This window comes from Phycisphaeraceae bacterium, from assembly GCA_019636675.1.
Lineage (GTDB): Bacteria > Planctomycetota > Phycisphaerae > Phycisphaerales > UBA1924 > JAHBXC01.
Map to the genome: position 1 here is coordinate 850,858 of JAHBXC010000001.1, position 23,765 is coordinate 874,622.

18 protein-coding genes and 1 tRNA gene are annotated in these 23,765 nt (G+C 69.1%); 12 read left to right on the forward strand and 7 right to left on the reverse strand.

Going from position 1 to position 23,765, the window contains the following annotated elements; all coding sequences use genetic code 11:
• Positions 1–113: 113 nt before the first annotated feature.
• The 5 genes from KF684_03615 to KF684_03635 are packed head-to-tail and all read left to right on the forward strand — an operon-like array spanning position 114 to position 4,060.
• Positions 114–1,790 (forward strand): EAL domain-containing protein, encoded by a 1,677-nt coding sequence (locus KF684_03615; GenBank protein MBX3351997.1) that lies wholly within the window; start codon positions 114–116, stop codon positions 1,788–1,790.
• A gap of 34 nt (positions 1,791–1,824) precedes the next feature.
• Complete coding sequence (locus KF684_03620; GenBank protein ID MBX3351998.1) at positions 1,825–2,292, forward strand: DUF2752 domain-containing protein; 468 nt, start codon at positions 1,825–1,827, stop codon at positions 2,290–2,292.
• On the forward strand, positions 2,289–2,975 hold the full coding sequence (locus KF684_03625; protein ID MBX3351999.1) for a hypothetical protein: 687 nt from the start codon (positions 2,289–2,291) through the stop codon (positions 2,973–2,975). The genes KF684_03620 and KF684_03625 overlap by 4 nt, the downstream gene beginning before the upstream one ends.
• Positions 2,976–2,977: 2 nt before the next feature.
• A complete protein-coding gene (locus KF684_03630; protein MBX3352000.1) occupies positions 2,978–3,658 on the forward strand; it encodes a hypothetical protein in 681 nt (226 codons plus the stop codon).
• Between the two features lie 3 nt (positions 3,659–3,661).
• Entirely contained in the window at positions 3,662–4,060 is a 399-nt protein-coding gene (locus tag KF684_03635) for a hypothetical protein (protein MBX3352001.1), read from the forward strand.
• Positions 4,061–4,072: 12 nt separating this feature from the next.
• On the opposite strand, the gene KF684_03640 is transcribed toward KF684_03635, so the two are convergent.
• Complete coding sequence (locus tag KF684_03640) at positions 4,073–5,170, reverse strand: hypothetical protein (GenBank protein MBX3352002.1); 1,098 nt, start codon at positions 5,168–5,170, stop codon at positions 4,073–4,075.
• A 3-nt stretch (positions 5,171–5,173) separates the two neighbouring features.
• Complete coding sequence (cdaA, locus tag KF684_03645; protein MBX3352003.1) at positions 5,174–6,112, reverse strand: diadenylate cyclase CdaA; 939 nt, start codon at positions 6,110–6,112, stop codon at positions 5,174–5,176.
• 181 nt (positions 6,113–6,293) lie between these two features.
• Here cdaA and KF684_03650 point away from each other — a divergent pair, with 181 nt between their 5' ends.
• The 5 genes from KF684_03650 (at position 6,294) to KF684_03670 (ending at position 13,587) form a co-directional block, all read left to right on the forward strand.
• Positions 6,294–7,955 (forward strand): DASS family sodium-coupled anion symporter, encoded by a 1,662-nt coding sequence (locus tag KF684_03650; protein MBX3352004.1) that lies wholly within the window; start codon positions 6,294–6,296, stop codon positions 7,953–7,955.
• Positions 7,956–7,964: 9 nt separating this feature from the next.
• Positions 7,965–8,231: a NifU N-terminal domain-containing protein gene (locus tag KF684_03655; GenBank protein MBX3352005.1), complete on the forward strand. Its 267-nt coding sequence runs from the start codon at positions 7,965–7,967 to the stop codon at positions 8,229–8,231.
• Positions 8,228–9,325 (forward strand): A/G-specific adenine glycosylase, encoded by a 1,098-nt coding sequence (locus tag KF684_03660; protein MBX3352006.1) that lies wholly within the window; start codon positions 8,228–8,230, stop codon positions 9,323–9,325. The genes KF684_03655 and KF684_03660 overlap by 4 nt, the downstream gene beginning before the upstream one ends.
• A 234-nt stretch (positions 9,326–9,559) precedes the next feature.
• A complete protein-coding gene (locus tag KF684_03665) occupies positions 9,560–11,341 on the forward strand; it encodes a 30S ribosomal protein S1 (GenBank protein ID MBX3352007.1) in 1,782 nt (593 codons plus the stop codon).
• A 344-nt stretch (positions 11,342–11,685) separates the two neighbouring features.
• A complete protein-coding gene (locus KF684_03670; GenBank protein MBX3352008.1) occupies positions 11,686–13,587 on the forward strand; it encodes a hypothetical protein in 1,902 nt (633 codons plus the stop codon).
• A gap of 223 nt (positions 13,588–13,810) precedes the next feature.
• On the opposite strand, the gene KF684_03675 is transcribed toward KF684_03670, so the two are convergent.
• Positions 13,811–14,932 (reverse strand): PA0069 family radical SAM protein, encoded by a 1,122-nt coding sequence (locus tag KF684_03675; protein MBX3352009.1) that lies wholly within the window; start codon positions 14,930–14,932, stop codon positions 13,811–13,813.
• 101 nt (positions 14,933–15,033) lie between these two features.
• Here KF684_03675 and rimO point away from each other — a divergent pair, with 101 nt between their 5' ends.
• Positions 15,034–16,677 carry a 30S ribosomal protein S12 methylthiotransferase RimO gene (gene rimO, locus KF684_03680; GenBank protein ID MBX3352010.1) on the forward strand — a complete coding sequence of 548 codons (1,644 nt, stop codon included), beginning with the start codon at positions 15,034–15,036 and terminating at the stop codon, positions 16,675–16,677.
• A gap of 6 nt (positions 16,678–16,683) precedes the next feature.
• Here the strand turns inward: rimO and KF684_03685 are convergent, their stop codons facing one another.
• From KF684_03685 to KF684_03695, 3 genes are all read right to left on the reverse strand, one after another.
• The gene (locus KF684_03685) at positions 16,684–17,487 is read right to left on the reverse strand and encodes a hypothetical protein (GenBank protein MBX3352011.1); all 804 of its coding nucleotides are present in this window, start codon (positions 17,485–17,487) and stop codon (positions 16,684–16,686) included.
• Between the two features lie 141 nt (positions 17,488–17,628).
• Positions 17,629–18,366: a nicotinate-nicotinamide nucleotide adenylyltransferase gene (locus tag KF684_03690; GenBank protein ID MBX3352012.1), complete on the reverse strand. Its 738-nt coding sequence runs from the start codon at positions 18,364–18,366 to the stop codon at positions 17,629–17,631.
• Positions 18,367–18,468: 102 nt separating this feature from the next.
• Positions 18,469–18,909 (reverse strand): hypothetical protein, encoded by a 441-nt coding sequence (locus KF684_03695; GenBank protein MBX3352013.1) that lies wholly within the window; start codon positions 18,907–18,909, stop codon positions 18,469–18,471.
• A gap of 223 nt (positions 18,910–19,132) precedes the next feature.
• On the opposite strand from KF684_03695, the gene KF684_03700 reads away from it, so the two are divergent.
• Positions 19,133–19,207, forward strand: a tRNA-Glu gene (locus KF684_03700).
• A 152-nt stretch (positions 19,208–19,359) separates the two neighbouring features.
• Here KF684_03700 and KF684_03705 read toward each other — a convergent pair.
• Positions 19,360–23,559, reverse strand: coding sequence for a hypothetical protein (locus KF684_03705; GenBank protein MBX3352014.1), 4,200 nt, complete (start codon positions 23,557–23,559; stop codon positions 19,360–19,362).
• Positions 23,560–23,765 lie beyond the last annotated feature (206 nt).

Consider the following 23,765-nt stretch of genomic DNA (forward strand, 5'->3'; position numbering starts at 1 on the left):
CTTTCTGCGCCGAGTTCCGCGAAAGACGTCATCATCCGACCCGCGAGGGCCGATGTGAAAGACGCCTCCGGACCCCGATGGTTGATGGAGCAGCGCGCAGGAACTCTCGTGTCATGCGTTCGGACAAGCAACCACCCACTTCGACGCCCACCGGGACCACGCCGCAACCCTGGCCCGATCTCTCGAAGCTGATCCGCGATCAGCTGGTCCGGGCGGTCTTCCAACCCATCGTCAGTCTCCGACGAGCCGAGGTCGAAGCGGTCGAAGCGCTCACGCGCCCGCTGCCCGAGTCCGGCTTCGCCGACCCGGGCGTGCTCTTCGCCGCCGCCGACGCGTTCGGGAAAGCGTGGGAACTCGAGCGCCTCACACGCGACACGATCGCCGACGCGGCCCGCGCCCTGCCGCCCGGGCGCAAGCTCTTCTTCAACAGCGGCCCAAAGGTCTTCAGCGACCCGCGGTTCCCCGATGAGATCCGGCGGTTCAGCGAGCGCAGCGGGCTGACGCCGGACCGCTTCGTTCTCGAGATCACCGAGCGCGCCGAGACGCAGCACAACGAGGGGCTCACCGCGAATGTGCGCGCGCTGCGCGCCGAGGGCTACCAGATCGCCGTCGACGACATGGGCGCCGGCTCCAGCGGGCTCAACCGCGTCATGGCGCTAAGGCCCCAGTGGCTCAAACTCGATCGCGAGCTCGTCGAGGGCATCCACGAGGACACCTACCGCCAGAACCTCATCCGATTCCTCGGGTACTTCGCCCGTCTCGGCGGCGCAGGCGTCGTCGCCGAGGGCATCGAGCACATCGAGGAACTCAGCGTCCTCATCGACCTGGGCGTCGACAGCGTGCAGGGCTTCCTGCTGGGCAAGCCCGGCGCGATCGATCAGGTCCTCGCGCCCGAGATGCGCAGCTGGCTCCTCGAACGCGCCGAGACCGCCACGCCCGAGAGCACCCCGGTCGAGCGCCTCCACAGCATCGAGACGCTCGCCATCAATGCCGCCGCGTGCGCGATCGAACCCAACCCTTCCGAGACGCCGCTCGACCCGGCGTCCACCATCGCCGAGACGCTTGCGCGCCTCGCCGAGCGCGACGACCTCGACATGATGCCCCCTCTGCCCCTCGCCACCGGGAACGGGCAGCGCGAGGTCGTCCGCATCCCCGACCTCCTGCGCGCCGCGGCCAAGCAGCTCGCGCTCCAGACTTCCCACCGCTCCCCGCTCTACGGGCTGCCCGACAGCGTCGAGTGCGACCGCACCGTCGACCGGCTCATCTCCAGCGGCGACGACCGCGACGCCGCGATCATCGACGTGCGCGGCATGTCGGGGTACAACTCCGCCGTCGGCTTCGAGTTGGGCGACCTGCTGCTGCGACACCTCTCGACGATCCTGCGCACCGCGACCACCGGCATGGCCCGGATCTACGTGGGGCACCTCGGGGAAGACCGGTTCCTGATCGTCGCGCCAGAGGGGTCGCTCCCCACGATCGCCGAAGAGATCATCCTCCGCTTTGAGCGCGCCAGCATCCGTTTCGCTCGAAACAGCGACGGCGCACCCGAAGCGAAGAGCCCATCGCTCTCGACCGAACCCGCCGCCGGGCAGTGGCTCGCGCCACCGTCCCTGCGCGTGCTGGTGCTGCCGGGCGTTTTCCGAAAGGTGCGCTCGTCGCGTGAGCTGCGCAGAGCCGCGGAAGCCGCTCGCGACACGCGAGCCGACACCAACCAGCAGGGCTCGCGGATCTTCGTCCACGAGGTCGCGCCGAGCCAGACGTTCGCCACCCGGGCGAGCGAAGCCGCCTGACGACGGGCCCCACGCCGCACGCCTACCTTTTCGGGTGAGCAACGCGGCAGTCACCACCAGACAACGCCCTCCGGCGCGGACCGAGCGCGATCTCTCTCGCCTCTACGCGGCCCTCATCGCGGGCGTCTGCCTCGCGATCCTGCTCGTCGGGGCGGGCCTCACACCCAGCAACGCCGGCCACGGCACCCACGAACAGCTCGGCCTGCCCGCCTGCGCGTTCGCCCAGACCCTCGGACGCCCCTGCGCGACCTGCGGCATGACCACCGCCGTCACCCACGCCGCCAACGGGAACCTCGCCCGGGGCGCGGTCGTACAGCCCTTCGGCGCCGGCATCGCGCTCGCCGCGGCGACCGGGTTCTGGATAGCCCTCCACGTCACGCTCACCGGATCTCGCCTCTGGAGACTCGCGAGCCCGCTCCTGACCACCCGTCCACTTCTTCTCCTCGCCGCCTTGCTGCTGGCGGCATGGGTGTACAAGATCCTCGTGTGGAACCCCTCGTGACGAAGCGACCTCCCAACCCGACCCGCGCCCTGCGCCTCGCCGCCGCCGGGTCGCTCGGCGCGTTCGCGGCCCTGTCGATGTCCGGCTGCTGGGTCGCGCCCGCCGTGGGCGGCATGATCGAGTCCTACAAGGCCAGCAGCACCCGCTCCGTGCCGGCGGAATACACCGGGCTCGAGGGGCGCACCTTCGCCGTCGTCGTCGCCGCCGACCGGTCGATCCAGGCCCAGAACCCCGACCTCGTCCCACTCCTCGTGACGCGACTCTCCGAGCGGCTCCGCGCCGAATCCGGCGCGTCGGGCTACGTGCCCCCCGGCCTGCTCGTGACCTTCATGAACCAGCGCCCGCGCTGGATCGCGATGACCCACAGCGAACTGGCCGAAGAGCTCGGCGTCGATCGTCTCATCCACGTCGATCTCTACGAGTTCCGGCTCAACGAGCCCGGCAACCGCTATGTCTGGGAGGGAGTCGCCGCCGCGTCGGTCGGCGTCGCCGAGATGGAATCCTTCGCCCCCGACGAGTTCTCCTTCAGGCGCGAGATCCGCGTCGGCTTCCCCGACGGGAAGGGCTTCACCAGCAGCGACTTCGGCGCCGACGTCGTGAAATCCCGGCTCATCAACCGCATCACCGATCGCATCACCTGGCTCTTCTACACCCACGACGAGCCCTACTACCCCGACTATTGACGATGAACACACCACGCTCGACATCGGCGCGCCGCTTCGCCCTCGCGCTCCCGCTCCTCGTCACGGCGCTGCTCCCCGCCGGGTGCAACTACCTCGCGCCCGCGATGATCCTGCTCACGCCGCCGCCCTCCGTTGACGCCCAGTACAAGCTCGACAAGACGCGCGTGACCGTGATCTTCATCGACGACCCCCAGAACAAGATCCCCCGTCGCTCCCTCCGACAACTCATCGGGCAGACCGCGGAGCAGGACCTCATCGCGCGCGGCGTCATGCCGGCAAACATGATGATCCCCTCGCAGACAGCCCTCCAGGTCACTTCCCGAGAGACCGACGGCAGCAAACTCAGCATCGTCGATGTCGGCAGGAACCTCGGCGCAGAGGTCGTCATCTACGCCAAGGTCGACGCCTTCGGCCTCTCGCGAGACGGCGTCACGCTCCAGCCCTTCGTCGTCGCGCAGGTCCGCATCGTCGACGCCAAGAACAACGTCCGCTTGTTCCCCGAGTCCGGCTCGACGTTCCCCGTCGTCTACGAGTCGCGCCAGCAGGCCGGCGACATCCCCCGGGGCATGAGCGAGCGCTCCGCCGCAGAGCAGAACCTCGCCGAGCGCCTCGGCATCCACATCGCGCGCGTCTTCTACAAGTACGAGATCGAGCGCGAGTCGCCCTCCGGCAGGGGGAACTGACCGGTGCTCCCGGCGCTGGTCCGCTTCGTGCCTCACCCCGGCAAGCGCGTGAACGCGCGAGAGGCCTCGTACATCATCGGCGTGCTCGACGTCGCCGGGTACGAGGTGCGAGGCCTCCTCCCCGACGACGCGATCGATTATCGCATCGCCCTCGACACCATGCGCATCACCCGACGCGACTCGCTCCTCTTCCGCGAGAGCGACCCCACGCCGCCCCACGGGCACACCGTCTACGTGCGCGTCGACGATGTCAGTGAACGCCCCGCGATCAGCGTGCGCGTCGCCCCGGGCGCAGGCACGCACGACGACCCCATCGATCACAACGGGGACTCCATCGCGACCTCGCGCGCGATCCTCCTGTCGGGCGTCATCCCTGATAAAGCGGTCGGCGCGACCGCCTGAGCGGCGCACGGGTCACTGGGGCGACAGCGCCGGGGCTGAGATCCCCACCGCGCCTCCGCGCGAAGAAAGCCCGCCCGCCGGCCCGCCGCCCTCCTCGCGGACCACCTCGAACCGCACGTTCGAGCTGCGCACCGTGATGCGCGCGCCCGAGGGTGGCACCGTGATCACCCCGTCGCGCAGCGTCGTCAGCGCCGCGCTCTTCTGGGTGATTCTCCGCTCGAGGTCGTCGCTCGACAGCGCGAGCACCGCGACGAGCCGGACCTCGTTGGCGCGGACCTGGTTGATGAACTCCGTCGGACCGGAAACCTCGATATCGCGCAGGAACAGGTCCTCGGGCATGATGCGCACCTCCCATCGCCCGGCCTCGGGCGGAGGCAGCAGCACCTGCACGGGCGCAGAGGGGATCGTGATCGTCGAGGTGTCGCGCCGGAGCACGAACTCCACCGTCGCTTCGGCCGGGCTGACCCGCACCGCGCCGCCGTTGATCGACATCTCACGAGGGAAGCCGATCGGCGCGCGGACCCGCTGCGCCACGCCGCGCCGCGACATGTCGACCTGCTCGGGCACGATCCTCGCCAGCAGCACCGGGCCGCCCTCCATCGCCGCCAGCTGCCGGATCGTCGCGCGAGGGCCCACGATCGAAACCGTCGACGGCTCGGCCCGAGGCGCCTGCTCGGTCTCCACGCCGTCGAGGATCGCCCTCACAGGCACCGCGTCCAGACGCTGCAGCGCATCAACGCGCAGCCGGATCGTCGGGGGCTCGACGCTGAGCACATTCACGCCGGCCCGCTGCAGCTCAGGGTCCGAACGCAGCGCCTGCGCCAGATCGATGATCGCGTCCCCCTCGTCGCCCGGCACGCCCGGGGCGCCCAGGCGAAGCTCCACGCGCCCCGGCACGCGCTGCAGCGACGCCGCCGAGCCCTCGAACCGCGCGCGCACCACGCCGCGCCACTCGTCCGTCACGACCCGGGGCGACAGCTCATCCGTCGGCGAAACAAAGGTGATGCGAACTTCCTGCTGGAGGCGCGAGAGCGATTCGGCCTCGGCGTAGATCCACACCAGCGCCGTGACCAGCATGATCATGAGAAGGTTGCGCGATCGCTCGAGCATGGGTCAGCGCCCTCCCTGCGCGGGCTTGCCGGCGTCGGCGCTCTCGGAGCGCGACTCGATGATCGTCGGCGCATCGGGAGGGGTCTCCTCGCCGTAGTCCAGCTCCACGCCCTCGGGGGGCTGCATCATCCGCTTCAGCCCTCGGCGGAGCTCCTCGTCGAGCGCCTCGACCGAGAGCCATCGCTTGAGCCGCCCCGACTCCGCCAGACTGATCGCGCCGGTCTCCTCGCTCACCACCACGATGAGCGCGTCGGACACGCGCGAGAGCCCCACCGCCGCCCGGTGACGCGTCCCGAGGTTCGGGTCCGCGATCTCGTTGGGCTCCGCCAGGGGGAACTGCACGCCCGCCGCGATGATCTTCTTCCCTCGCACCACCACGCCCATGTCGTGCAGCGGGTTGTTGGGCCAGAAGATCGACAGCAGCAGCTCCTGCGAGATATCGGCGTCGAGCCGCTTGCCGCCCTCGATGAAATCGCGAAGGCCGGTCTGACGCTCGATCGCCATGATCGCGCCGAACTTGCTCTTGCTCAGCAGCTTCGCGGACGCCGTGATCGCGCCGATCACCTCGTCGACGTCCTTCTGCGACTGCACGACCCCGAAGAGCGACCTCGCCGCCGGCAGCTCGCCGATCCGCATCAGGGCGCGCCTGAGCTCCGGGGCGAAAATCACGACCAGCGCGATCGCCGAGAAGCTCAGGAACTGGCTGTACAGCAGCGCCAGCCGTGGGAATGTCTCGTCTCGCGTCGCGACGCGCACCAGCACCGTCGCCAGCACCACCAGAATAATCAGCGCCCGCAGCGCCCCCGCCGCCCTCGTCCCGCGAACGAACGACCAGATAAAGTACACGACCGCCCCGATGATCAGCAACTCCAGCGCGACCTGCCAGAGCGGGTAGCCCTGCACGCGACTCCAGAGTTGATACAACCATTCGAGGACGGCCACGGCGCACCCAATCGCGTCAGAGGACCGCGCGAGGGCACAGCGGCCGTCGCGCGAGAGCGTTCATCGCGAGTATATCGGCAGCACACCCCCCTCCCTCGCAAAGACGCCGCGATCCGGGGCTTGCGACTCCCCACGCCCGGTCGCCCCATGCCGCCGCCCCGGCGCGGTACAACACCCTCCCATGCCCGCGACGAACGAAGTCTCCCAGAGCAACGCCGGGATCCTCCCCTGGGTCGGGCGCTTCGGCGCCCCGCTCCTCGCGCTCGTCGTCTACCTGCTCCTCGGGCCGGCCGCCAGCGCCCCCGAGGGCGCCGACCCGGCGCTCTCCGAAGCGGGACGGCGCGTCGCCTCCATCGGCGTCCTGATGGCCGTCCTCTGGATGACCGAGGCCCTCCCCCTCTCCGCCACCTCGCTCCTGCCCCTCGTCTTCTTCCCCCTCGCAGGCGTGATGACCATCGACCGCGCCGCCGCCCCCTACGCCGACAAGGTCATCTTCCTCTTCATGGGCGGGTTCATGCTCGCCCTCGCGATGGAGAAGTGGAACCTCCACCGGCGCATCGCCCTCCTCACGCTCCTGGTGGTCGGCACGCGCCCCCGCGCGCTCGTCGCCGGGTTCATGGTCGCCTCCGCGACCCTGAGCATGTGGATCAGCAACACCGCCACCGCCGTCATGATGCTGCCCATCGGAGTCACCGTCATCACCCTCGCCATCGAGCGCCTCAAGGACGCCGGCAAGGTCCGAACCTCCGCCGCCGGCCTCGACGCGTCCCCCGACGAGGGCGACTCCATCACCGACCACGCCCGCAAGTTCGGCATCGGCAACTTCGCTACCTGCCTCATGCTCGGCATCGCCTACGGCGCCAGCATCGGGGGCATCGGCACCCTCATCGGCACTCCCCCCAATGTCTTCCTCGCCGCCTTCCTCGAGTCCACCTACAACGAGCCCATCGGCTTCGGCCAGTGGATGCTCCTGGGCGTCCCCCTCGTCGTCGTCTTCCTCGCCATCACCTGGCTCGTCCTCACCTACCTCGTCTTCCCCATCAAACTCAAAGCGATCCCCGGCGGGCGCGACCTCATCCGCGACGAACTGACCAAACTCGGGCGCATCTCCCGCGGCGAGCGCATCGTCTTCGTCGTCTTCGTGACCACCGCCACCCTCTGGGTCACGCGATCATTCCTGCTCAAGTGGGACTGGCTCGTCGACGCGCTGCCCGCGCTGAAATACCTGACCGACGAGGGCATCGCGATGATCGCCGCGATCTCGCTCTTCGCGATCCCCGTCAACGCCAAGAAGGGCGTCTTCGCGCTCGACTGGGAGACCGCGGTGAAACTCCCCTGGGGCGTGCTGCTGCTCTTCGGGGGCGGGCTCTCGCTCGCCGCCGCCGTCAAGGCCACCGGGCTCGACGCCTACCTCGGCTCGCAGGTGGGCGCCATCGAGGGCGTGCCGACCATCCTGCTCATCGCGATCATCGTGACGCTGGTGATCTTCCTGACCGAACTCACGAGCAACACCGCGACCGCCGCGACCTTCCTGCCCATCCTCGGGGGCGTCGCGGTCGGGCTCGGCATCGACCCGCTGCTGCTGTGCATCCCCGCCGCCATCGCCGCGAGCTGCGCGTTCATGATGCCGGTGGCGACGCCCCCCAACGCGATCGTCTACGGCTCGGGCCACATCCGCATCGGCCAGATGGTGAAGGCGGGGCTCGTGCTCAACCTCATCGGCATCGTGCTCGTGACCGGCGTGGCGTATCTGGCGTCGCTGGTGTTCAACATCCCTCTGGAGCGGGGAGAGTCGCACCGCCTGCCGGCTGCAACAGCCGCTTCCGAGTCGCCCGCACCGTAGAGTCACCCGATGCCCTGGAAAGTCGTGGCGTTCGAGACGACGCCCAACCCCAACGCGATCAAGTGCGTGCTGGACCGGCCCATCGCCGCGATCCCCAGGTCGTACCGCGCGCCGGGCGACGGCGCAGACGACGAGATCGCCGCCGCGCTCTTCGCCATCGAGGGCGTGCGCAACCTGCTCTTCCTCCACGACTGGGTGACCGTCGGCAAGTCCCCCGACGCCCCCTGGCCCGCGATCAAACGCGCCGTGAAGCGCGAATTGGGGCGCCTCGAGTGAGCGACCGAGCCATCGCCCGCGCCGTCGAGAAGTGGTTCGCCGCGCACCGGCGCGACCTGCCGTGGCGCGTCGAGGTCAAGCACGATCGGGGCACACGCGACCCCTACTACGCGCTCGTCAGCGAGGTCATGCTCCAGCAGACCCAGGCGGCGCGCGTCGCCGACCGTTTCGAGCGATTCATCGACCGCTTCCCCACCGTCGATGCCCTCGCGAGCGCCCCCGAAGACGCCGTCCTCGCCGAGTGGACCGGTCTTGGCTACTACAGGCGCGCGCGCAGCCTCCACGCCGCCGCCCGCGCGATCGTCGAAACCCACGCCGGGCGTACGCCGGACGACCCCGCCTCGCTCCAGTCGCTCCCGGGAGTCGGGCGCTACACCGCCGGCGCGATCGCCAGCGTGTGCTTCGGCGTGCGCACGCCCATCGTCGACGCCAACATCGTGCGCGTCGCGCTGCGCCTCGAGGGGAAGAAGTTCGCGCCGAGCGACCCGCGCGCCGTCGCGCTCTCGTGGGATCGCGCCGAATCGCTCGTCCGCGCCGCCTCCTCGCCCGGCGCGTTCAACGAGGGGCTGATGGAGCTGGGCGCGCTCGTCTGCACGCCTCGCAACCCCGCGTGTCTCGCGTGCCCGCTCAAGAAACACTGCCGCGCCTTCGCCGAGTCGACGCAGGACGAGATCCCCCTGCGCGCCGCGAGGAAACCCCGCCCCGAGGTCGTGCACGCCGCCGTCGTCCTGACCGACGGCGACTCGCGCTTCCTCGTCACGCGCCGCCCCGCGAAGGGGCTCTGGGCGAACCTCTGGCAGGCGCCCACGCTGGAGTCCCCCACCTCCCCCGACGCCCCCGCCCTCCGCGACTTCCTCCGCGACTCTCTCGCGCTGCCCCGCAAGTCCGTCCCGCCCCGCTCCCTCGCCCGCGACGGGGGTTTCACCCGCGTCACCAGCAGCCGCACAGTCCACTTTGAGGTCTGGCGCGCCCGCGTCCCGCTGCCCTCGCCTCCCCCAGCGAACGCCCTCGTCGCGACCCGCGAGGCCCTCCTCGCCGGAGACCCACCCCTCGCCGTCCCCCACCGGCGCATCGTCCTGGGCGAGGGCGCGTAAAGACCGGGCTCAGCAGGCCAGGATCCCACGCTTTCACGACAGAAACCGTTGCCCCCTCCAGAGGGTGGGCTACACTCCCGACTCGCAGGTCCCAAGCCGGACGACGGTCGTCCGGCCCTCGCGTGAACCCTCAACCGCCCCACAGGGGCACGGCGTCCCGGCCGGTCAACTCGGGGCCCGCGGAAACAGGCTCTCACGCGAGGGCCGCCGCGGGCGAAAGGACACTCTCACAACATGATCGATGAAACGCTGATCAGGTCTCTCGGCGGCGCCGAGGACGAAGCTCTCGCCCTGCTCGAATCCGCCTTCGGGATGAAGGGCGTCGACGGCGACATGGACTCGTTCCTCGCCGAGAGCATGCAGGACCTCGCGCCCGGCAACATCCTCGACGCCAAGATCATCGGCTTCGCCGGCGACGACGTCGTGGTCGACCTGGGCCTCAAGTCCGAGGGCCTCATCCACAAGGACGAGTTCTACTCCCTCGCCGACGTCAAGATCGGCGACACCGTCAAGGTGCTCCTCGAGTCCATCGAGGGCGAGGGCGGCCTCGTCCAGATCTCCAAGCGCAAGGCCGACCGCATCATCAACTGGCAGCGTCTCCTCGAGACGACCAAGGAAGGCGATGTCGTCGAGGGCCGCGTGATGCGCAAGATCAAGGGCGGCCTGCTCGTCGACATCGGCGTGCCCGCCTTCCTCCCGGCGTCCCAGGTCGACATCCGTCGCCCCCACGACATCGGCGATTACATCGGGCGCGACATCCGTGCCGAGATCCTCAAGATCGACGAAGAGCGTCGCAACATCGTCGTCTCCCGGCGCAAGCTCATCGAGACCGAGCGCGAGACCGCGAAGAAGCGCCTCCTCACGACCCTCAAGGAAGGCGACATCGTCACCGGCACCGTCAAGAACATCGCCGACTTCGGCGCGTTCGTCGACCTCGGCGGCATCGACGGCCTCCTCCACATCACCGACATGTCCTGGGGCAGGGTCAACCACCCCTCCGAGATCGTGCGCATCAACGACAAGATCGAGGTCAAGGTCCTCAACATCGACCACGACCGCGAGAAGATCGCGCTCGGCCTCAAGCAGAAGGAAGCGTCTCCCTGGGAGGAGATCGAGAAGAAGTACCCCGTCGGCGCTCGCGTCCACGGCTCGGTCGTCAACATCGTCTCCTACGGCGCCTTCGTCCGCCTCGAAGACGGCATCGAGGGCCTCGTCCACATCTCCGAGATGTCCTGGACCCGTCGAATCAACCACCCCTCCGAACTCGTCAAGCCCAACGACGAGGTCGATGTGGTCGTCCTCGACATCAACAAGGACAAGCAGGAAATCTCGCTCGGCATGAAGCAGACCGAGGTCAACCCCTGGGAGCTCGTCGCCGAGAAGTACCCCGTCGGCACCGTCATCGAGGGCGCGGTCCGCAACCTCGCCAACTACGGCGCCTTCGTCGAGATCGAACCCGGCATCGACGGCCTCCTCCACGTCTCCGACCTGTCCTGGACCAAGAAGGTCGCCCACCCCAACGAGCTGCTCAAGAAGGGCGACAAGATCACCTGCGTCATCCTCGAGGTCGACCAGGAGCGCCAGCGCATCTCCCTCGGACACAAGCAGCTCCACGAGGACCCCTGGCACGAGGCCATCCCCGGCGCCTATCAGCCCGGCATGGTCGTCCGCGGCAAGGTCACCAAGATCACCAACTTCGGCGTGTTCGTCGAGCTGGAAGACGATCTGGAAGGCCTGCTCCACATCTCCGAGCTTGCCGACCACAAGGTCGAGAACCCCCTCGACGTCGTCAAGCCCGGCCAGGAAGTGGACGTCAAGATCCTGCGCGTCGACATCAACGACCGCAAGATCGGCCTCTCCCTCAAGCGCGCCCAGTGGGGCGACAGCAGCGGCGCCGACGATCAGCCCTCGGCCCGTCGCGAACGCGGCGAAGCCACCAGCGGCGGCATGAACCTGCCCACCCGCGGCGGCATGGACGACCACGGCGCCCTCGGCACCGACAAGATCTCTCTCTGATCTCGTCCCCCTGATCCCCTGACAACCACAACGCCCGCGAGGAAACCCTCGCGGGCTTTTTTTCGTCCCGATCTCTTCTCCCCCCCTGCTCGCTACTCCCTGCTCCCCACTCCCTTCCCCCCTCAGCACATCGCGATGAAAGTCAGCACCGCCAGGATCGCGATCTTCTTCCGGTGGTCGTTGATCTTGATGATGTCCGAGAACGCTTTCATGGGTGTCTCTCTTCTCTGGGGATGTCCGGTCCTCGCCGCGTCGCGGCATACCTCTCCCTTCAACCCACGGGCCAGCGAACGCCGGCCGAGAATACCGCGCCCACGACGCGCTCCGACGCGAATACTCTCCGTATGCCTCCCTCCCGACGCCCCATCGCGTTGCGTTCTCGCATCACCTCCCGATGCGTCGCGGCATCGTGGCGTGCCGCCCTCGCCTGGGCCCTCCTCGCCTGCGTTCTCGGACCTGCGACGCCGGCCCGCGCCCAGGACCACGCCCACGCCGGCGCGCCCGAATCGCCGGGCGCCGCGTCCGTCCCGGCGCTCCCAGGCGCCGGCGCAACGCTCGACGCCTACCGCGCCGTCGACCTCTGGCTGCGCGACGGCTTCGTCGCCCCGTCCGACGAGCAGCCCATCGACCCACCCGGGACCGCCGGCGCCTGCGTGACCATCCGCCTCTCCGGCGTCGTCATCGGACGCGCCACCGACACCCGCGCCGACGGGTACTCCGTCTGGCGCGCCGCGCGCCAGGCGTTCCTCGAATCGCTCGAGCGCGCCCCGGTCGAACGCGACGCGACGCGCGAAGCGACCCTGCGCGAGTTCGCGCAGCGCGCCACCCTCGACATCCAGCTCGCCGGCCGCTTCACGCCCCTCCTCGGAGACACCTTCTCCGACGCGGCGCTCGCGCTCTCGCCCGGCGTCGAAGGCGTCGCGCTGCGCGTCGGAGAATCCCTCGCCGCGCAGTTCCCGGGCACGATGCTCTCCACCAACGCCACGCCCTCCACGGCGCTGCGCGCCTGCGCCGGCCAGCTCGCGCTCCCGCCCGTCGAACTCGGCGCACTCCGCAAAGAGCACTCCGCGATCGCCTACCGCTTCCGCGTGCAGCACCTCGCCCAGCCCGCGCCGCGCGCAGAGCCCGTGTTCCTGTTCCGCGGCGGGCGCATCGTCACCCCCACCGAAGTCACGCTCGCCAACCTCGTCGATTTCGCCAACGGGCTCGCGACACGCATCCAGCGCCTCGATTTCCCCGGTGAAGAACCGCTCGGGCTCATGGGCGACTTCGAGCCGTGGACCGGGCGATTCAACCCCATCATCGCGCCCCAGCGCGACCAGGCGCTCGCGCTCTACGCGCTGGCGCGATACGCGTCCTCGCCCGCGATCGACGCCGCCAGCCGCATGCGTGCGGCACGATCCTTCTGGGTGCTCCTCTCCGAGTTCGCCCGGCTCGACTCCGCCACCGACAACGCGGCGCTCGACCCCGTCGCCGCGTCCTTCGCGACGCTCGCGCTGCGCGTCGCGCCCGATCGACCCCCGGGCATGCCCACGCGCGCCGGCGCGAACCCCACCAACGCCGCCGACGCGGCCCTCGTCGTGCTGCGCGCGTCGTTCAGCCCCGAGAAGGGCTGGCAGGAACAACTCCGCGCCGGCGAGCGCGCCGTCGTCGCCTTCGCCCTCGCCGAAGCGTCACGCTCCCGCCCCGACGACCAGACGATGCGCACACGCGCCGAGGCCGCGGTGCGATCGCTCTTCCGAGAGTCCACGCCCAGCACGCTCGTGACCTACATGCCCTGGCTGGGCTGGGCAGAGCTCGCGCTCACGCCGCGCGACGCCAACCCGCCCGCGATGCCCGCGCTCCTCGAGATGCGCGATCTCGTCTGGCAGCACCAACTCGCCCAGGCCGACCTCTCCGCCGACACGCACGACCTGCTCGGCGGCATCGTCTTCACCGCGTCGCGCAACCCCCTCCCAACCGCGCAACTCACCCGCCCGGTGGCGATCCTCGCGACCCTCGCCTTCGACCCGCGCTTCACCCCGCGCGAGCAACTGCCCGCCGAACTCTCGCGCCTCATGTCGTCGCTGCGCTTCCTGCGCCAGCTCGCCGCCGACGACGCCGCACTCCACATGATGCAGGACCCCGACATCGCCCGCTGGGGCGTGCGCGCCGCGCCGTGGGACCAGCGCCTCACCCTCGATGCGACCGCCATGGCCCTGCTCACCCTCGTCGAAACCCTCGACCGCGCCGCGCAGACGAGATAGAGAGATTCACCGCGGAGGACGCGGAGTGCGCGGAGTGGTGCTCGTGCAATCCGCTCTATCTCCTCTCCGCTCCCCCTCCTGTCGAGCGCAGCGTGATGGGAGGGGCCAGGGGAGGGCTACCCAGACTCCGGGCTTCCCTCCTCAACCTCTGCCTTTCTCTTCTCTCGCTCTCATCGCTTCGCGACAGGAAGGGGGGCTGGACACCAAGACCGCTCTTTTCCCCTCAGAACAACCCCATCTGCCCGCTCACATCCGGCCTGCGGAAGTTCGCGCTCGACAGCGAGCGCACCTCCCTGTTCAGCCCGTAGCGCCGCGTGAACACATCGAAGTTCTGGGCGATCTGCGCCGTGAAGTGGCTGCGCCCGCGATACCGATTCTTCTTCGCGTCGTACAACTTGCCGCCGTGCGCCTCGCGCAGCATCGCCTCGACGCGCCCGGCGCGCTCCGGGTGCACATTCCGCCCCAGCCACTCGAAGAACACCTCTTTCAACTGATAGGGCAGGCGCAGCAGCACCCACGCCGCCCGCTTCGCGCCCGCCTCGGCGACCGCTTCCAGGATCGCCGGCAACTCCACATCCGTCAGCCCCGGGATGATCGGCGCGACATTCACCGACACCGGGATCCCCGCCGCGCTCAGCTCGCGGATCGCGCGCAGGCGCCCGCTAGGCGACGACGCGCGGGGCTCGATCCGTCTCGCCAGGTCCGGGTCGAGCGTCACCAGCGTGATCGTCACCCGCCCCGCGTGCATCGACGCGAGTCTCGACCACAGGTCGGTGTCGCGCAGCACGAGCGCGCTCTTGGTCATCGTGGTGACGGGCTGGCCGCAGTCGGCCATGACCTCGAGACACGCGCGCGCGATGCGCATCGAGTGCTCGATGGGCTGATAGATGTCCGTGATCGCCGACATGACGATCGGCTCGGGCTTCCAGCGGGCCGACGCGAGTTCCTTCTTGAGGAGTTCCGGGGCGTCGGGCTTGGCGACGAGTTTGGTCTCGAAGTCCAGCCCGCTGCTGAACCCCAGGTACTCGTGGTAGGGCCTGGCGAAGCAGTACACGCACCCGTGCTCGCACCCGCGGTACGGGTTGACCGTCCAGTCGAAGGGCACATCGCTCGTCCGCGCAACCTTGTTGATGATGGTCTGCGTGCGATCGCGGAAGACCTGGCGTTCGACCCTGCGGAGCGTGCCGTCGCCCTCTTCGCGCTCGACGATCTGGCGGTCGAGTTCCTCGCCCAGGACATGCAGTCGGACGGTCTCGAACCGGTTGCCCGGGTTCAGCCCCGCCCCACGCCGGTGCGCCGGCCCGCCCTCGAGCGCGTCGCGGTACGAATAGTCGGCGTCGTTCATACCAAACAAAATACAAACCATCAGCGGGAGTCAACCCGTCTCACGCCCCCCCGGATGCCCCGTGCCGCGTGCCGCGTGCCTTCCCTCCTACCCTTCACCCGATGCCCTCCCCCACGACAACGATCCCCCAGACCGAAGGCGACATCCGCACCGTCTCCTTCGTCTCGCTGGGCTGCCCCAAGAACCTCGTCGACTCCGAGAAGATGCTCGGCCTCCTCGCCGAGGACGGGCTGCTGCCCATCTCCCACGACTCCGACCAGCCCGCCGACGCGATCGTGGTCAACACCTGCGGCTTCCTCGAAGCGTCCAAGCAGGAATCCCTCTCCGTCATCCACGAGGCCCTCGAGAAGAAGTCCCGCGGAGAGGTCAAGCGCGTCATCGTCGCCGGCTGTCTCGTGCAGCGCCATCGCGCGAAGATCCTCGAGTGGGCGCCCGGCGTCGACGCCATGATCGGCGTGTTCGACCGCGACAAGATCGTCGACGCGGTCCGCGGCGAGCGCAGCGCACGCGACACCCTGGACAGCGCGCCCAAGCCGACTTATTGGATCGAGGCGAACGCGCTCACCGCCGCCAAGACCCGCGGCATCAACACCACCGGACTCACCGTGCAGGGCAAGGACGGCAAGGGCGTCGGCTACTTCGAGTCCGACTCGGCGCGCCTCCGGCTCACGCCGCGACACTACGCCTACCTGCGCATCTCCGAGGGCTGCAACCAGCGCTGCGCCTTCTGCACGATCCCCTCGATCCGCGGCAAGATGCGCTCCAAGCCCGTCGAGCGCATCCTCGATGAAGTGAGAGAACTCCTCGCCGACGGCGCCTTCGAGATCTCCCTCATCGGCCAGGACACCACCTCCTACGGCGACGACATCGGCTGCGGCTTCGACCGCGCCAACGCCAAGCACTCACGCGATTTCGTGGGCATGGGCGGGCTGCCCATGCTCCTCGCGAAGATCGACGAGACCGTCACCAAGCAGGTCGGTCCGGGCGGCGCGTGGGTCCGGCTCATGTACGCCTACCCCTCGACCTTCACCGACGAGATGATCGACGCGCTCGCGTCGCTCCCGAACCTCGTCAAGTACATCGACATCCCTCTGCAGCACGCGTCGGACAACATGCTCACCGGCATGCGCCGGCATGTGCGCGCCGCCCAGCAGCGCGAACTCATCGAGAAACTGCGCGAGCGCATCCCGGGCATGGCGATCCGCACGACCTTCATCACCGGCTTCCCGGGCGAGACCGAGGACGACCACCGGCAACTCCTCGAGTTCATCGACGACATGCGCTTCGACATGCTCGGCGTGTTCGAGTACTCCCACGAGGACGGCACGCCCGCCGGCACGATGGAGGAAGACCCCGCCCTCGCCGTCCCGCCCGAGGTGAAGGCCCGGCGCAAGGACGAGATCATGTCGCTGCAGCGCGACATCGCGTTCGAGCAGGCCGCGTTCCTCGCCGAGCAGTTCGACCCGGCCGACCCCGAGAACACGGGCGTGCGCTTCGATGTGCTCATCGACGAGCCCGCTCCTGATGTCGAAATCGCCGGGGGCACGGGCAACGCGCAGGTGTATCGCGGGCGCGCGTACTTCCAGTCGCCGCAGATCGACTCGGTGACCTTCGTCGCGTCGAACCAGCGCCTCTCGCCGGGCGAACTCGTCCGCTGCACGGTGGTGGGTTCCGACGGCTACGACCTGATCGCGCGCCCCAGCGCCGACCTCGAGAAGCGCATGTCGCTTCCCGTCATGCGATAAGGTCGCTCAGCGGCGCCGGTTGTTGAACGAGTACCCGCCGATCTGGCGGTGCATGTAGTCCGGGGCGCTGATGATGAGCGAGTTGTTGTGGAGCCGGATCGTCCCGCCCGTCCCGCCGTTGACGACCCACTGCTCGGGCTCGACGAGGGTGGTGATGAGCGTGATGATCTCCTGCGCACGCTCCTCGGAGTCCGGCTCGACATCGTTCTGATCGTTGACCTGGAACACGCCGCGCCCGCCGCCGCCGCCACCGCCTCCGGAGCCCTGCTGGAGCACGGCGTCGAGGTCGAGCTGGGGCACCTCGGTGAAGTTCGGGATCACGAAGACCAGGTCGTTGATGTCGTAGATCTGCAGTCGCTTGCGCGAGTTCAGACGCTCCTTGGGCCCGACCTCGATAATGCCGTCCTCGGTGAGCTGCCAGCTCGCCTCGTTGAACTCATCGCCGACGCGCTCGAGCACGGAGTTGAGGATCGAGAGGATCGTCGCGTTCCGGGCCTTGAGCGACACGGTGGCCTCGGCGTCGAGCCCGACCGGGTTCCGCGAGTCCATCCACTTGATGTCGAGGGGCAGTTCGCCCGCCTGCTCGAGGAACAGCAGCACGTCCTCGAGTCGCGAATCCTCGAGCGTGAGCGTCAGGCGCTGGTTCAGCAGGCGCAGCGTCTGCTCGCGCGGGTCGACGGTCTTCGCGGCGCGGGTTCGCACCTCGCCGTTGGTCCTCGTGGCCTGCTGTGCGAGGGCCGCGTGCGACGCGATCGCGATCGCGCCGAGCGCCGTGAGTGCCTGGATCGTCCTCGGGTTGAATCGTGCCATCGTCGCTCCCCGTCGCTTCGGAACCTTCATGAAAGAACCGGACTTCCCACTACCCTACGCCCCCGGCCCCGGGCGGTTGCTCATCGATCCGGCGGACGCCCTGGCGCCCCCGGGCCCCCGGCGCCCCCGCCGCCCGCATCCTCATCCCCGGCTGTAGATCCCCCTCGCCCGGATCTCACGCACCACCGCCGGGGGCAGCACCCGGTCGAGCTCGGGCGAGTTCGGCCCTTCCTTGAGCAGCGCCTCGCGGATGCGCGTCGCCTCGGCGTCGATCACCGGCACCTCCACCACGCGTTCGCGCCACTCCGCGAGCTCCTCGGGCGTCCAGTGGGGCTCCATCGCGCGCATCAGCCGGTCGACGGTCTCCATCGGCGTGCGCAGCATCACCAGGGGCTCGGCGATGCGGATGATCTCTCGCGGCTCACGCCACTTGTGGAACTGCACCGCCTGATCCGCCCCGATCAGCAGACGCAGCGTCACGCCCTCGCCCAGCTCACGACGCATGTATCGCAGCGAATCCAGCGTGTAGCTCGGCTTGCGAGGGTGCAGCTCGTCGACCGCGTCACTCTCCCTCGCGCGATCGAGCTCGAGCGTCGCGACCGCGGCGCTCGTCTCGCCCACATCCAGCAGCGCCAGACGGAGCATCTCCACCCGATCCGAATCGCTCGCCAGCGGGTTGTCTTTCTTGAGGGGCGAGAGCGCCGCAGGGACATACAGCAGCCAGTCCGCGCCGACCTTCCGGCGCACCAGCGTGGGCAGCGCGATGTGCCCCTTGTGCGGCGGATCGAATGTCCCGCCGAACACAAGGACCGTCTTCACCCGCCCGGGAACGGGCAGCGGGCCGACAGGGATCGCGAGCAAGGCGGCGGCGTTCGTCACGCGGGGCTCCAATAAGGGCCGATCTCGACCCGACGCCCGGGCGTCTCACACCCGGCCTCGGTGTCTTCGCGAAACGGTAGCACCGGGAGGCGCCCCCGACAGTTAATCGCGCGCGGCGCCTTCGAGCAGCATCAGGGGCCCGTTCATCAGTTCAGGCGCGTCCCCGAAACGGTCAACCGTCAGGTGCTCATTGACCGTGTAAACCTCGTCGGCGCGCAGGCCCTCGGCGAGCACCCGGCCGTCGCCAGTCAGCACCCGATAGGTCGGCTCACCGCGACCGGAGACGATCTCGATGCGATAGGTCCTGCCGCGCATCTCTCCGAGCAGCCCGGCCAGATCCCGGCGTGCCTCCGGCTGGATCGGGGGCGCCGTCGCGAGCGACGCATCCGGGAGCGAAACACCCTGGCTGGCCGACGACGGTCCGGGCTCGGCGAGCATCGCCACCAGCACGAACGCGCCCGCCATGCCGGACGCCACGCCCACCTTCACCAGCGTCGCGCGAAGCCGGGCACGCGACGCCGGCGCCGGGGCCGAAACCGTCACCGGCACTCCCCCGCCGCAGCCGCAGCGCGTGCAGTCTCCGCCGCAGGAACCCTTCCGCGATGGCGCCTCGTGTGTCATGCAAGACTCATCGGCGCATTCGGCCAGCGACTCACGCCCGTCTCGCCCGATGGGCACGGCTCCCCCCGTGGATGCGTGCGGCCCGCCCGATATACTCCCGCGTCCTCGACCCGCGGCCCTGGCCGCGACCGTCCGTTTCTCAGCCGGCCCCATCGTCTAGTCTGGTCCAGGACGTCACCCTTTCAAGGTGAAGACACGGGTTCGAATCCCGTTGGGGTCATTCGGTCTTTGTGCGGTAATCCGCACAAAGCCCTTTCCTGCGGCCTCGCTGGCTGCTTTCGCGGGGCCTGCTTTCCGAGTCTTCAACGCAAAGAGCCCCGCGGCAGCACCGCGGGGCTCTTGTTCGATCCGAATCAGCTTCGACCAGCGCGATCAGTCGCGACGCCGACGGGCCACGCCCAGCGCGCCCAGCGCCAGGATCACCGCGGCGCCGGGGGCCGGCACGGCGGCGCGGGGCGCCGCGACTCCGAAGAACGACAGGATGTTGTTGAGGTCGGAGAAGTTCACCAGCCCGTCGGCGTTGGTGTCGCCCTGGCGGAAGGTCCCCATCGTGCCGAAGCCCGAGAGGACGATGTTGAGGTCGGCGAAGTTGATCACGCCGTCGTAGTTCAGGTCGGCGAAGTGGCGCACGCCGACTCGGTACGAGGTCGGGTTGATCTCGGTCCACCAGCGGTGATCGCTGTCGGCGAGCGTCGGGAAGAGGATGGAGTCGAAGTCGCCGCTGATGGTGCCCGTGGTCGTGGTGGCGATGGTCCACGCGTTGTTCCAGGTCGGCTCGAAGGCGCCGACGGGAGACAGGTCGAGCGTGCCGCCGAGCGTCGCGTTGCCGGTGATGGCGAGGCGCCCGGCGCCGGTGTTCGCGCCGCCGGAGAGTTCAACGGTGAGCACGCCGCCGGAGGCCTGCTCGAATCCGTTGACGAACTCGATGCGCCCGTTGGTCCCGACGACGAGGTCGGCGCTGTTGGTGTGCACGCCGGCGGTGGTAACGCGGAGGGCGCTGGAGTTCTGCGCTTCGAGCGTGCCGTTGTTGACGAATGAGCTGGGGTTGATGGTGAGCGTTCGTCCGGCGGCCTGGGCGGAGATCAGGCCGTCGTTCACCAGCGTGAACGCGCCGCTGAGGTTGCTGATCTGGAGATCGCCCCCGGCCCCCGACGCCAGCGTGACGGAGCCGGTGTCGGCGATGGTGTAGGTCCCGGCGCCGTTGTTGTAGATGAAGCGCGCGCCGCCGACGGCCCCCTCGGACACGATCGCGTCCCGCAGCGTGTAGCCGGGCGCGAGACGGACCTGGGAGTTGTTGCCCTGCAGACGAAGCGCATCGAAGCGCGTCGAACCGGCGAGAGTGACGAACGAGGACGTGGCGTTGCCGAGCAGGTCTCCGTTGAGTTGCACGCTGTTCAGCGTTCCGCCGCTGCTGGTGAGCGTGAGCGTGTTGCCGCCGACCGAGGTGATCGTGCCCCCGTTGATCGTGCCGCCGGCGAGGCCCCACGACCCGGTGGAGGCGTCGAGGTTGAAGGCGTTGCCGGTGTTGTTCATCGTGCCGGTCAGGTTGATCGCGCCGCCGGTCCTGCTGAACGAGCCGATGCCGCCGGTGGCGTCCCAGGTCCCGCCCAGGTTCAGCGTGCCGCCCGACACATCGAAAAGCCCGGCGTTGGTCCACGAGCCGCTCGAGACGGTGAGCGCGCCCGCAGAAACCTGCGCTGTCCCGTTGTTCGTGAAGGTGTTGGGGTTGACGGTGAATGTGCGTCCGGCGGCCTGCGCCGAGATCAGACCGTCGTTCACCAGCGTGAACGCGCCGGAGAGCGGGGTGATCTGGAGATCGGCGCCGGAGCCCGACGCCAGCGTGACCGATCCGGTGTTGCCGATGGTGTAGGTCCCGGCGCCGGCGTTGTAGATGAAGCGTGCGCCGCCCGCGGCGCCCTCGGCGATGATCGCGTCGTTGATCGTGTAGCCAGGGCTGAGGCGCGCCTGCACGCTGTTGTTCTGGAGGCGCAGCGCATCGAAGCGCGTCGAACCGGCGAGCGTGACGAACGAGGACGTGGCGTTGCCGACCAGATCGCCGTTGAACTGCACGCTGTTCAGCGTGCCGCCGCTGCTGGTGAGCGTGAGCGTGTTGCCGCCGACCGAGGTGATCGTCCCCCCGTTGATCGTGCCGCCGGAGAGGCCCCACGACCCCGTGGAGCTGTTCAACGAAAAGGCGTTGCCCGTGTTGTTCATCGTGCCGGTCAGGTTGATCGCGCCGCCGGTCCTGCTGAACGAGCCGATGCCGCCGGTGGCGTCCCAAGTCCCGCCCAGGTTCAGCGCGCCGCCCGACACATCGAAAAGCCCGGCGTTGGTCCACGAGCCGCTCGAGACGGTGAGCGCGCCCGCAGAAACCTGCGCTGTCGCGTTGTTCGTGAAGGCGCTGGGGTTGACGGTGAGCGTCCGACCCGCGGCCTGCGCCGAGATCAGACCGTCGTTCACCAGCGTGAACGCGCCGGAGAGGGCGCTGATCTGGAGATCGCCCCCCGACCCCGACGCCAGCGTGACCGATCCGGTGTCGGCGATGGTGTAGGTCCCGGTGGCGTTGTTGTAGATGAAGCGCGCCCCGGCGGCGGCGCCCTCGGACACGATGGCGTCACGCAGCGTGTAGCCGGCATTGAGACGGACCTGAGAGTTGTTGCCCTGCAGACGAAGCGCATCAAAGCGCGTCGAACCGGCGAGAGTGACGAACGAGGACGTGGCGTTGCCGACCAGATCGCCGTTGAACTGCACATTGTTCAGCGCGCCGCCGCTGCTGGTCAGCGTGAGCGTGTTCCCGCCGACCGAGGTGATCGTGCCCCCGTTGATCGTGCCGCCGGAGAGATTCCACGATCCCGTGGATGCGTCGAGGTTGAAGGCGTTGCCGGTGTTGTTCATCGTGCCGGTCAGGTTTATCGCGCCGCCGGTCCTGCTGAACGAGCCGATGCCGCCGGTGGCGTCCCACGTCCCGCCGAGATTGAGCGCGCCGCCCGACACATCGAAAAGCCCGGCGTTGGTCCACGAGCCGCTCGAGACGGTGAGCGCGCCCGCAGAAACCTGCGCTGTCGCGTTGTTCGTGAAGGCGCTGGGGGTGACGGTGAGCGTCCGACCCGCGGCCTGCGCCGAGATCAGACCGTCGTTCACCAGCGTGAAGGCGCCGGAGAGGGCGCTGATCTGGAGATCGCCCGCGGACCCCGACGCCAGCGTGACCGAGCCGCTGTCGGCGATGGTGTAGGTCCCGGCGGCGTTGTTGTAGATGAAGCGCGCCCCGGCGGCGGCGCCCTCGGACACGATGGCGTCACGCAGCGTGTAACCGGCGTTGAGACGGACCTGAGAGTTGTTGCCCTGCAGACGAAGCGCATCGAAGCGCGTCGAACCGGCGAGAGTGACGAACGAGGACGTAGCGTTGCCGACCAGATCGCCGTTGAACTGCACGCTGTTCAGCGCGCCGCCGCTGCTGGTGAGCGTGAGCGTGTTCCCGCCGACCGAGGTGATCGTGCCCCCGTTGATCGTGCCGCCGGAGAGACCCCACGACCCGGTGGAGGCGTCGAGGTTGAAGGCGTTGCCCGTGTTGTTCATCGTGCCGGTCAGGTTGATGGTCCCGCCGGTCCGGCTGAACGAGCCGACGCCGCCGGTGGCGTCCCAGGTCCCGCCCAGGTTCAGCGTGCCGCCCGAGACCTCGAAGAGCCCGGCGTTGGTCCACGAGCCGCTCGAGACGGTGAGCGCGCCGGCGGAGACCTGCGCCGTAGCATTGTTCGTGAAGGTGTTGGGGTTGACGGTGAGCGTCCGCCCCGCGGCCTGCGCTGAGATCAGACCGTCGTTCACCAGCGTGAACGCGCCCGACAACGAGTTGATCTGCAGATCCCCGGCAGAGCCGGAGGCGAGGGTGACTGAACCGGTGTTGCCGATCGTGAAGGTCCCGGCGCCGCTGTTGTAGATGAAGCGTGTTCCCGCCGTCGCGCCCTCGGACACGATGGCGTCACGCAGCGTATAGCCGGGCGCGAGACGGGCCTGGGAGTTGTTTGCCTGCAGACGCAGCGCATCGAACCGCGTCGTGCCGCCGAGAGTGACGAACGAGGACGTGGCGTTGCCGAGCAGATCACCGTTGAACTGCACGTTGCTGAGCGTGCCGCCGCTGCTGGTCAGTTGAAAGCTCCCGCCCGTGACGTTCCAGGTCCCGCCGCTGATCGTGCCGCCCTGGAGGCGGTAGACGCCGGACATGAGGTTGGCGATCGCGGCCGAGAGGGTGCTGGCGGTGTGGGACAGCGTCGCGTCAGCGGAGTTGAGCACCAGCTCATCGATCGTGACGCCCGAGTTGAGGGTCACGGTGTAGGCGGCGCCGGCGGCGTCGATGATCGCGCGATAGGTCGTGCCTGCCGGCGCGCCGTTGTTGGGCGCGTTGGGCGATGTGGACCAGTTGGCGCCGGCGCTCCAGGTCCCGCTCGCCGGGTTGAGCCAGTTCGAGTCGACCTGCTGCGCGAACGCAGGTCCCGTAGCGATGGCCGCGAGGCCGGCGCAGGCGACGAGGGTGCGCGCGAGAACCGCGCGGGAAAGCGACGAAACGGGTCGGGTCATTCTCGATTCCTCCAAGTGCGCGAGCGCGCGTCCCCTGTGCAAGGCGACCGTCGGCTCGGGGGGTCAGGATAATCGAACGCCCGAGAGGACACAAGAGAAAAATCATTCCGGGCCCTCGCCCGGTGAAAACACCGGCCACTCCCCCCTCGGCGACGACGACACCGCCTCGATCCCTACACGGAACGAGCCCGCCGGCTCGCGCCGAC